We start from the raw sequence: 8,027 nt of genomic DNA on the forward strand, positions 1-8,027 counted from the left end.
GGGTTTTTGGCAGAGGTATCTACTTTCGCTGGGCGCCAATGCAGGTTTTTTGTGGGCCAGGCAAGTCAATCCGACGCGTTCCCTAGCGACATTTTGAGCCTGTCACTGCACCTGAAACTGATGCAGCCAGACGCTCTCTGTAATCAGCAGTGCAGGCAGTACCGCGCGGGTTTTTCCTTCGACCACTGTCCATACCTCGCATTGGCTTCGCAAGGTACCGTCAGGCAATAGTCCCGTACGACCATCGTTACGGACGAGGTACTGCACCGATGGGGGTAGCTCCAAACCTGCTGGAATTGGCTGGCCAGTCGCAATCAAAAAGTCGAGTTTAACCTCGGGCTCGCGCAATTCATCCAGCCTGCCGAGGCCAACGTCGGCGCAAATATCTACGCCAAAAGGCACATACGGGATCAGACTGTTTTCAAACAACGGCCACAACCGGCACCCTCGCTGGTGCTTCGCGGTGGCTGTACTCAACTCATAGACATCGACGCTCAACGTATCTGAAAGCTGGTATACAAACACTAAGGGTGGGTCGTCGTCGAACAGCTCCGGTGAGGCTGTTTCTGGATCGAAGATAATCAGTTCGTTATTTATTTCTAAAGCCTGCTGTGCTGACAACCCCATGTAGTCGATCAGGGCTGTATTGCGTTTTGGCCACAGTGAAATATACGGTGCCCCCCACAACGGTCTTTTGCCGAAGTTGTTGCCAGCCACCACGTAGTTCAGAGACTCATACCGCTGCGGATTTTTCTTGCTGGGCGTTAACAGTGCAATTGTTCCCGGTAACAGGACCAGGCGCCCCCATTGCTTGACTGCAAAGGCGTCAACTATTTGTCGTACCTGTTGTTGAATGGCTCGACGGTAAAAAGCTTCCAGTTGCCTTAGCTCTTGCACATTTCTGACGCTGCTCCAAGGAATGTTCCAATACAGCTCAGGCGCTGTCACAAAGGTGATCTGGGGCGCAAATGAGTCATTCTTGAGCGCTCTCAGTGAGCGTTTGATCGCGTCTATCAAATGCTCTTTACGACGATGAGTTTCACGCTGGGCGAAGCTCAGGATTGACTCATCGTTAGCGCGTATTGACAGGGTTTCGGGGGTGCTGGCTTGTAAGGAAAGTACCTGGACATGCTGTTTCACGGCGCAATTTCCTCTGGGTTCTTGGAGAACCACGGTTCAAGGCTGGTCGTGGATTAAGCATTTAGTTCCCAGGGAAGACTATAGGACTTTTCTACACTTGGAGCGCGCGCGGCGTGCCTTGTTTTTTGCCTGAGGGGGGATTTGCCACGAGGTAGTTTGGGGTATTTACGCTGAGCGAGCCCTGCCGTCGAAGGGCGGGCTGAATGATTTTGTGCGCCCGCGGTCGGAACTTGGGTACGCATCATTAATTGAAGGAGCACCCATGAAATCCAAATCCCTCGTTGCCTGCCTGCTGCTCACTGCCGGCTTGTCCACCGCAAGCTTTGTGGTGCAGGCGGGTGATACGCCGCAAGAAACCGTGAAGCCTTCAAGCATCAACACGCGTGACCTCAAAGAGGGCGATCGCGCGCCGGATATGCTGATGCGCAAGGAGTCAGCCGTGACTGACTGGAAAAAACGCGGTTTGAAGCAGCCTGAAGAAGACAGCCAATGGGCCCGTGTGGGTGACAAGTTTGTGCTGCTCAAAACCACCAACGGAACCATTCTCGAGATCACGCCCGTCAAGAAATAAGCGCCGGGCACGGCCTGCTATTTTCGAATTTCCTGGGTTAAGGTAACCGGCCGCAACGGCCGCGTTACCTCCAAGGAATCAGAGCAGGATGCTTGCCACCGTCAGAAACTACCCCCGTACTGTGAACCTGCTGCTGTGCGCCACGCTGGTGCTGACCTTGGCCAGGGCGATTACCTTTCCGTACCTGGTGATTTACTTCACCCGCCACTTTGGCCTCGACATTACTCAAGTCGGCCTGGTGATCGGCAGTTCGCTGATCATCGGCTCGTTGCTCAGCGTGTACGGCGGCTTCCTGGTCGATCGCATCAGCAGTTACCGGCTGATGCTGAGCATGAGTGCGGTGTATGTACTGGGGTTTGTCGGCACAGTACTCGCTCACGATATTTGGCTGTTCTATAGCTGCCTGATTCTGATCAACCTGGCCTACGCCGTTATCGACATCGCGGTAAAAGCCGGTTTTGCCAGCCTGCTGCCGTTTGAGGCGCGCAGCGAAGTGTTTTCCATCAAGTACACCCTGACCAACATCGGTTATGCCGTGGGGCCGTTTTTGGGGGCGATGATTGCCTCGCTGAGCATCAGCTTGCCTTTCATGATGTCGGCGCTGTTGGGGCTGGGGTTTTTACTGCTGTATTGGCGCTGGGGCGACCGCACGCTGGCGACTGTCGACGCCCCACTAAAGCCGGTGTCGTTCCTCGCCGTCGGCCGCGTGCTGTTACGTGACCACCGACTGGTGTGCTTCACCCTCGGCGGCTTGCTCAGCGCGGTGGTGTTCGGCCAGTTCGTGGCGTACCTGTCGCAATACCTGGTGGTTACAACCACGGCTGAATACACGTATACCGTGATCAGTTGGGTGCTCACGACCAACGCCGTGCTGGTGATTGCGTTGCAGTACTTGATCGGTCGACGCATTTCCCACCGTCACCTGAGCCGCTGGCTGATCACCGGCTTGGGCATGTTCATGCTCGGGTTGATGGGTTTCGCGCTGTCGACCAGCCTGCTGTGGTGGGTCGTGGCGATGGCGGTGTTTACCGTGGGGGAAATTATCGTGTTCCCGGCCGAGTACATGTTCATCGACCGGATTGCCCCGGACCACCTGCGGGGCATGTATTACGCGGCGCAAAACCTGTCCAGCCTCGGTGGCGCGCTGGGGCCGGTATTGTGCGGGCTGGTGCTGGCCAGCCTGCCGGCCCACTACATGTTCTACATGCTGGGGGCGTTTATCGTGGGTGGTGGGGTGTTTTACTTTATTGGCGCGTCGCTAAAACCACGGCCAATGGTGTAACACGCCGTATTATTGCGCCGAGGGCGAAAGGGGCAGGTCGTCCAGCGTCAACTGCCCCATGGTATTGCTCTGCAGCTCGTAGCGCAGTTCTTCTACCATTTTTTCCACGGCTTGGGGCGACTGCAACTTGTTGGCGCTGATTCCCGTCACCACCAAGTCGACCCGGCCACTCTGGGCGTCGAACACTTTCAAGGTCAACGAGGCATCTCGGCACAAGGTGAACTCGCAGGTCAGCGGCGACAAAGCTTCTTCGATGCAGTTGCGCAGTTGGGAAAGCGTGAACATGTTACTCAGCCTCCTCAACGACGGCGCAATAACAGGCCCACGAGCAGGCTGACACCGGCGACTACCGCCACGGTGGTCAGCGGCTTGCTCCTGGCGAAATCACTTACGGTGTCCAGTGCGTCGCCGTAGGTTTGCTGCAGTTGGCCTGCGGCCTGGCGGGCAACACCTTCGGCGTGCAGCTGCTCGTCACCGGTCAGGTCGCCGAAAAAACCCTGGGCCTTACCCGCGACTTTTTCTACTGCGCCTTTGACTTGTTCGCTTTTCATGGTGCTTTCCTTCAAGAGATCAAATCGCTTCGGCACGGAGCCCAAGGCTCTGTGCCCACCCTTCAAGGTTAAGCAACGAATCGCGAGGCAATAAGGCGAATTTGCACTGGCCGCACTAGTGCATTTGCACTCTATTTCTTGCTTTTGACGCGCAATTCGCCCGCAAACAAACCGCGTTCGCGCGCCCATACCATGGCTGCACTACGGCTGTGCACCCCTAGCTTGGAGTACACCGTGGCCACGTGGTTACGCACCGTGTTGGGCGCGAGCTTCAGGCGCGACGCGATCTCTTTGTCGGCCAGGCCTTCGCAGATCAAGCCCAGCACATCACGCTCACGCGCCGTCAGGTCGGTGAAGGTTACGTTGGGCAGGTTGGGGCTGTTGACGCTCTTGGCGTTGGCCAGCTTCTCGATCAGGGTTTGGCTGAACCACGAAGCGTCCTGCATCACTTCTTCGATAGCGGCCACCAGTTCCAGCTCCGAGCGTTTGCGCTCGGTAATGTTCATCAGCACCAGCAGGTAGCAGGGCACGTCCTGAATAATCACGGTGTCGGCGGAGAGCACGCAGTCGATCACCTCGCTGCCTTTTTTGCGCACCTTAAGGTCGTGACCATCAAGGTTGCCGGCTTTTTCCAGCGTGGCGAACAGTTGCGCGCCAGCCTGCGGGCTGTCGATAAAGTTGATCTCTTCGATAGCCTTGCCGATGAGCTCCTCACTGGTATAGCCGGTGATGTTCATGAACGCTTCGTTGATGTCCACCACTTGCCGGTTGGCGGCGCTGCACACCAAGGTCGGCACCGGCGTCAGGCGGAAGGACTTGGCGAAGCGTTCTTCACTTTGGCGCAGGGCAATTTCCGCCTTGCGCCGCGGCTCCAGGTCGGTGAAGGAAAACAGCATGCAGTCTTCCTCGTTCATGTCCAACGGCTGGCCGGCGACGATCACCAGTTTGCTGCCGCCTTTGGGCAGCCGTAGCTCGGCTTGCATCTGCGGGATGGTTGCACCTTCGCCCAAGCGCTCGATGGCCAGGTCTTTGCGCTCGGCCTGTTCCAATACATCCAGTTCATACACCGAACGGCCAATGACTTGATCGCGGTTGTAACCGGTCATCTCCAGAAAACCCTGGTTGACCTTGATGTAGCGCAGGTCGCTGAGGCGGCAAATCACCGCCGGTGCGGGGTTGGCGTTGAAGGTTTTTTCGAAGCGTTGCTCGGCACTGGCCCACTCTGTGGCGTCGCTGAGGATCAGCACCAACAGCTCCGGTTCACCGTGCGCGTCGGTCAGCACCAGGCTGCGCAGGCGGTGCACCCAACTGCGCTGCGCACCGTCAGTGGGCGTGACTTCTACCACCACGTCGCTGAATTCTTCACCGGCTGCGACACGGCTCAGCGGATAATTTTCCAGCGCCAGCGGGTGGTTGTTGCGATAGCGCAAAGCGAAGCGCTGGGCATAGTCCTCGGTATTGGCGCCAAGCGCCTCGATCTCGCTGACGCCATGCATCGCCAGTGCGGCTTCGTTGGCCCATAGCAGGGTCTGGTCGAGCTCCGCCAGCATCACACCGTCGGAAAGACCGGAGATGATCTGTTGCAATTGGCGGCGGTTGGTTTCTTTGGCGAGGACATCCTGATTCATGGTTTCTCCTGGTAAACAGCGCATAACGCTACGACATTCGGGGATCAAGATAGTGCGAAGAAAGTGCAGGGGCGTAGTGAAGGTGGGGAGGGCGCACGGGGGGTGCAAATGTATCAGGCCAGGGGGTGCATTTGGGCCAAGACTGAACGTATGTCCTTTCGCCACACTCACACAATCAAGGCACTTTGCCTTGCTCCTATAACTTGTGAAGGACCTCTTGTATGACCACTGTCTATGAAACCAATCGCTCGCTGTTTCGTGTGTCGTGGAGCTCGGTATTGGCCGGTAGTGCAATTGCGCTGGTGACCTACCTGGTGCTCAGCGTTCTGGGTACCGCTATCGGCGCCAGCGCCGTTGACCCGATGGAAGCGGGCAACCCGCTCAGCGGTTTCGGCACCGGTGCAGGTATCTGGTTGTTCGTGTCCACGCTGGTGGCCATTGCGGCGGGTGCCTTCGTCGCTGGCCGTACGGCACCGGATCGCGGCGGCCTGCACGGCGTGCTGACCTGGACCGTCACCACCTTGCTCACCACGTGGTTGCTGGCTGGCTTGGCTGCCAGTGTGGTCGGCACGGCCGGTAATGTGGTTGGCAAAGGCCTCTCGGCTGCGGGCAGCGGCATCGCTGCTGCAGCGCCGGGGATTGGTGACAGCGTCAAACAACAGTTGAACGCGCAAGGCATCCAGTTGGATTGGAACAGCCTGCAAGGCGAGCTGGACACGCTGCTCAAGCAAAGCGGCAAGCCTGAGCTGGACCCGGCCAACGTCGAGCAAAAAGCTGACCAGGCTGCCGCCGATGGCAAACAATCGGCCACCGACGCCGCCACCAACCCTGCGCAGGCCGGTGACCAGTTGAAGCAGTGGTTCGAACGCGTTAAAGCGTCCGGTGAGCCGGCGCTGAACGCAGCAGATAAAGAAGCACTGGTGAATATCGTGGCTGCCCGCACCGGCAAGAGCAAAGCCGAGGCGACTCAGATCGTTGATAACTATGCCCAGGCTTACCAGCAAGCCATGCAGAAAGTTGATGAGCTGAAAAAGCAGGCCGAGCAAAAAGCCCGTGAAGCCGGTGAAGTCGCTGCCAAGCAACTGTCCCGCGCCGCATGGAGCACCCTGGCAATGCTGTTGCTGGGCGCTGCATTGAGCTTCTTTGTGGGTCGCATCGCACTGACTAACCGTCGCGTGCCATTGGCTTGATAAAAGTGTAAAAGCGGCAGGAATGCCGCTTTTCCTTTCAGCACCTGCCGCACTGAACGCGTAAAATGCCTGCATTTTACGCGTATCACGCAAAGGTGCCCCTTGAGCGCAGGCAAAGCCGTTGGACTGTTAGTACTCACCTCTCTGCTCGCAGCGTGCGGCACCTCGCCACCCAGCACGCCGAATGATCTCTGCGGCATCTTCCGCGAAAAAGACGATTGGTACGACGCCGCCAAAGTCACGCAAAAGCGCTGGGGCGTGCCGATCCAACTGCCGTTAGCCATCATGTACCAAGAGTCCGGCTTCCATCAGGACGCCAAGGCCCCGCGTAAATACCTGCTGTGGATCATCCCTTGGGGCCGCGTCTCGAGCGCCGCCGGTTACGCCCAAGCCAAGGATGAAGTGTGGAGTGATTACCGCAAAAGCACCGGCCGCAGCGGCGCCAGTCGCCAGGACTTCGACGACGCTATCGACTTCATCGGCTGGTACATGGACAAAACCTACAGCATCAACGGCGTGTACAAATACGATGCCTATGGTCAGTACTTGAACTACCACGAAGGCTGGGGCGGCTATCGCCAGCGCACCTACGCCGCCAAAGCCTGGCTGCCGCCGGTGGCGAGCAAAGTACAGGCGCGTTCGCAGCTGTATGCGGCGCAATATGCGCGCTGCAAGGATGATTTGGGGCGCGGCTTCTGGAGTCGGTTTTGGCATTGGCTATAAAGGACGTCCCTGTCCTTTGTGGCAAGCGGGCTTGCCTTCGCAACTGAACCCGGTCAATGGATTGGCAGTGACCGACGCAGACTTGCCAGCTGACTTGAGCGTCGCAAGCGGTCGGGATTCTCTCGGAAACGTCCTTCAAGTTAAACGGAAATGTCGCTGATCAGACTGTTCCTGCACTTGCCAAACCCCGCCAATTCTGGGAAAACCCCGCCTTTGCGCATTCAATGAGACCACCATGAGCAACGACGAACTGCAGATCACCGACATCCGCCTGGGCGATGGCAAAGCCGTGGTCAAAGGCGCGTTGATCACCACCCAATACACCGGCACGCTGGAAGACGGCACGGTGTTCGATTCGTCCTGGGAACGCGGCAAGCCGTTCCAGTGTGTCATCGGCACCGGGCGCGTTATTAAAGGCTGGGACCAGGGGTTGATGGGCATGCAAGTAGGCGGCGTGCGCAGCTTGTTTGTGCCGGCGCACCTGGCGTACGGCGAGCGCTCGATGGGCGCGCATATCAAGCCCAACAGCCATTTGCGTTTTGAAATTGAGTTGTTGGAAGTGCTGACGCGCGATGATTGAAGTGCTTGGTTTCAATCAGCTGAACATCGTTTAAAGGGGCGTTTCTCAGATCAAGATCACGGCGGCCTGAAAGCCGACCTGAGTGGTTAAAGCAGATCAAAAGCGCTTTTGTGGGAGCGAGCTTGCTCGCGATTGCGGTGTATCAGTTGAAAAATACTTATCTGACACACCGCAGTCGCGAGCAAGCCCGCTCCCACATTTAAAGTAGAGCTGTGGCGGTCTTTAGAGGCCTTTAAGGTCACGCTCTTCAATCGGCCGGCTCTGGCGCAGGCGCTTGCCGCCCAACACTACCCAGTCGATCAAGCGAAACAGGCACTCAATGCCAAACGACAACAACATCGCGCCGCCCCAACCCCCCAGCC

At 57.7% G+C, this 8,027-nt stretch carries 9 protein-coding genes and 1 pseudogene; 5 read left to right on the forward strand and 5 right to left on the reverse strand.

Features of this window, described 5'->3' with window-relative positions:
* Window positions 1–102 precede the first annotated feature (102 nt).
* Complete coding sequence (locus tag F0169_RS14865) at window positions 103–1,140, reverse strand: hypothetical protein (RefSeq protein WP_152746935.1); 1,038 nt, start codon at window positions 1,138–1,140, stop codon at window positions 103–105.
* 262 nt (window positions 1,141–1,402) lie between these two features.
* Between F0169_RS14865 and F0169_RS14870 the strand changes: the two genes are divergently transcribed.
* Complete coding sequence (locus F0169_RS14870; protein WP_058415034.1) at window positions 1,403–1,711, forward strand: RcnB family protein; 309 nt, start codon at window positions 1,403–1,405, stop codon at window positions 1,709–1,711.
* Between the two features lie 88 nt (window positions 1,712–1,799).
* Window positions 1,800–2,993, forward strand: a complete 1,194-nt coding sequence (locus tag F0169_RS14875; protein ID WP_152746936.1) for an MFS transporter — start codon at window positions 1,800–1,802, stop codon at window positions 2,991–2,993.
* A 9-nt stretch (window positions 2,994–3,002) separates the two neighbouring features.
* Here the strand turns inward: F0169_RS14875 and F0169_RS14880 are convergent, their stop codons facing one another.
* From F0169_RS14880 to F0169_RS14890, 3 genes are all read right to left on the reverse strand, one after another.
* Complete coding sequence (locus tag F0169_RS14880) at window positions 3,003–3,278, reverse strand: DUF1652 domain-containing protein (RefSeq protein WP_058415032.1); 276 nt, start codon at window positions 3,276–3,278, stop codon at window positions 3,003–3,005.
* 14 nt (window positions 3,279–3,292) lie between these two features.
* On the reverse strand, window positions 3,293–3,544 hold the full coding sequence (locus tag F0169_RS14885; protein ID WP_058415031.1) for a CsbD family protein: 252 nt from the start codon (window positions 3,542–3,544) through the stop codon (window positions 3,293–3,295).
* 131 nt (window positions 3,545–3,675) lie between these two features.
* Window positions 3,676–5,172, reverse strand: a complete 1,497-nt coding sequence (locus F0169_RS14890) for a PAS domain S-box protein (protein ID WP_152746937.1) — start codon at window positions 5,170–5,172, stop codon at window positions 3,676–3,678.
* 221 nt (window positions 5,173–5,393) lie between these two features.
* On the opposite strand from F0169_RS14890, the gene F0169_RS14895 reads away from it, so the two are divergent.
* From F0169_RS14895 to F0169_RS14905, 3 genes are all read left to right on the forward strand, one after another.
* Complete coding sequence (locus tag F0169_RS14895) at window positions 5,394–6,362, forward strand: hypothetical protein (protein ID WP_058415029.1); 969 nt, start codon at window positions 5,394–5,396, stop codon at window positions 6,360–6,362.
* A gap of 102 nt (window positions 6,363–6,464) precedes the next feature.
* Complete coding sequence (locus F0169_RS14900; protein ID WP_058415028.1) at window positions 6,465–7,085, forward strand: transglycosylase SLT domain-containing protein; 621 nt, start codon at window positions 6,465–6,467, stop codon at window positions 7,083–7,085.
* 235 nt (window positions 7,086–7,320) lie between these two features.
* Complete coding sequence (locus tag F0169_RS14905) at window positions 7,321–7,665, forward strand: FKBP-type peptidyl-prolyl cis-trans isomerase (protein WP_152746938.1); 345 nt, start codon at window positions 7,321–7,323, stop codon at window positions 7,663–7,665.
* Between the two features lie 222 nt (window positions 7,666–7,887).
* Here the strand turns inward: F0169_RS14905 and F0169_RS14910 are convergent.
* Window positions 7,888–8,027, reverse strand: a pseudogene (locus F0169_RS14910) (DUF2937 family protein); the annotation flags it as partial.

This window comes from Pseudomonas kitaguniensis (genome assembly GCF_009296165.1).
Classification (GTDB): domain Bacteria; phylum Pseudomonadota; class Gammaproteobacteria; order Pseudomonadales; family Pseudomonadaceae; genus Aquipseudomonas; species Aquipseudomonas kitaguniensis.

Bases quoted from the DNA above. Each gene is read 5' to 3' on its own strand.
- F0169_RS14870 (WP_058415034.1), top strand. From the start codon at position 1,403: ATGAAATCCAAATCCCTCGTTGCCTGCCTGCTGCTCACTGCCGGCTTG.
- F0169_RS14875 (WP_152746936.1), top strand. From the start codon at position 1,800: ATGCTTGCCACCGTCAGAAACTACCCCCGTACTGTGAACCTGCTGCTG.
- F0169_RS14880 (WP_058415032.1), bottom strand. From the start codon at position 3,278: ATGTTCACGCTTTCCCAACTGCGCAACTGCATCGAAGAAGCTTTGTCG.
- F0169_RS14885 (WP_058415031.1), bottom strand. From the start codon at position 3,544: ATGAAAAGCGAACAAGTCAAAGGCGCAGTAGAAAAAGTCGCGGGTAAG.
- F0169_RS14890 (WP_152746937.1), bottom strand. From the start codon at position 5,172: ATGAATCAGGATGTCCTCGCCAAAGAAACCAACCGCCGCCAATTGCAA.
- F0169_RS14895 (WP_058415029.1), top strand. From the start codon at position 5,394: ATGACCACTGTCTATGAAACCAATCGCTCGCTGTTTCGTGTGTCGTGG.
- F0169_RS14905 (WP_152746938.1), top strand. From the start codon at position 7,321: ATGAGCAACGACGAACTGCAGATCACCGACATCCGCCTGGGCGATGGC.